Raw genomic sequence first — 1,317 nt, 5'->3', positions numbered from 1 at the left:
CCCGTGCCTCGTGGGCCGCGAGGTCGACGGTCAGCTCCCCGAACTCCCGGGCGGGCTCGACCGGGGCCACGGTGGTCCGGGGCCGGCGCAGCACCGCGGCCACCCGGGCGACGAGCTCGCGAACACTGAAGGGCTTCGTGATGTAGTCGTCGGCCCCGGCCGCCAGCCCGGCCAGCTTGTCCTCCTCGTCCCCGCGGGCCGTGAGCATCAGCACGTAGCACTCGGAGAAGCCCCGGATCCTGCGGCACACCTCGATGCCGTCCAGCCCCGGCAGACCCAGGTCCAGCACCACCACGTCCAGGCTCCGGTCGCGGCGGCCTCCAGGGCGTCGGGGCCGGTGTGCGCCAGGTCCACCGCGTAGCCGGCGCGGGCCAGGTAGGTGGCGACCATCTGCGCCAGGGGTTTCTCATCGTCGACCACCAGCACCCGCTCCGGGCGGGTGCCGGCATCGGAGCCAGAATTCATGCCTCCAGTGTGTCCCCGACCTGTATGCCGATCCGTCCCAGAGGCCCTTCCTGCGGCAATCTTCGCCAAACCTTCAAGGAAAACGGCGCAGAGCCCCTCTACGGCCGGTCGAGAATGGTGGATGGTCCTCGTGATGTGGTTGCGAGGCGGTGAAACGTCCTGGGTTTGGTTCCGATCCAACTGAAGGAGAATCGGAACATGCCCAAGAAGTTCAGTCCCGAGCTGCGTGAGCGTGCTGTGAGGATGGTCCTGGAGCGCCAGGCCGCTGTGGGCGGGCCTCGCTCGCACTCGATCCGGGTGATCGGCCCGCAGGTCGGTGTCGGCGAGGAGACACTGCGGATGTGGTGCAACCGCCACGGCCACGAGATCGCACCCGCCGCGGCAGGTGAGACCCCGGAGCAGGAGATCCGCCGCCTGCGACGCGAACTGGCCGAGGCCAGACGCGCTAACGAGATCCTCAAAGCCGCCTCAGCTTTTTTCGCCGCGGAACTCGACCGCCCCACGACGAGATGATCGCGTTCATCGACAAGCATCGCGATCGCTTCGCGGTCGAGGCCATCTGCCGCACGCTGGCTGCGACAGACTGTGGGTTCATCACCTCCCGCGCCTACCGGGCCTCTAAGACCAGGCCTGCCTCGACTCGAGCCGTGCGTGACGAGATCCTGGTGGAGGAGCTCCAGCGGATCCACGCGGAGAACTACTCGGTCTACGGGGTGCGGAAGATGTGGCACGCGATGCGCCACGCCGGGTGGAGCATCGGCCGCGATCAGGTCGCCCGCCTGATGAAACGGGCGGGGCTGCACGGCGCGCGGCGGGGCCGCAAGCCCGTGACCACCCGCCGCGCACACCAGG

Annotated in this window: 2 protein-coding genes, 1 pseudogene and 1 other annotated feature; of the genes and pseudogenes, 2 read left to right on the top strand and 1 reads right to left on the bottom strand. The window is 69.0% G+C overall.

Annotated features, from left to right (window positions below; translation table 11 throughout):
- A pseudogene (locus L979_RS09420) lies at positions 1-465 on the bottom strand (response regulator transcription factor); the annotation flags it as partial.
- A 198-nt stretch (positions 466-663) separates the two neighbouring features.
- Here L979_RS09420 and L979_RS09415 point away from each other — a divergent pair.
- Positions 664-978, top strand: a complete 315-nt coding sequence (locus L979_RS09415; protein WP_047691960.1) for a transposase — start codon at positions 664-666, stop codon at positions 976-978.
- Positions 936-1,043 (top strand) — a sequence feature (AL1L pseudoknot). It overlaps the preceding gene by 43 nt.
- Positions 975-1,317: IS3 family transposase (locus L979_RS16750; protein WP_047691959.1), on the top strand; the 343-nt coding region annotated here is incomplete at its 3' end. (Overlaps the previous feature by 69 nt.) The genes L979_RS09415 and L979_RS16750, both read left to right, overlap by 4 nt.

Origin of the sequence: Kocuria sp. ZOR0020 (assembly GCF_000800955.1) — a bacterium.
In the GTDB taxonomy this organism is placed as follows: domain Bacteria; phylum Actinomycetota; class Actinomycetes; order Actinomycetales; family Micrococcaceae; genus Kocuria; species Kocuria subflava.
The sequence above is the reverse complement of the archived record's forward strand: the minus strand, read 5'-3'. Positions and strand labels throughout refer to the sequence as shown.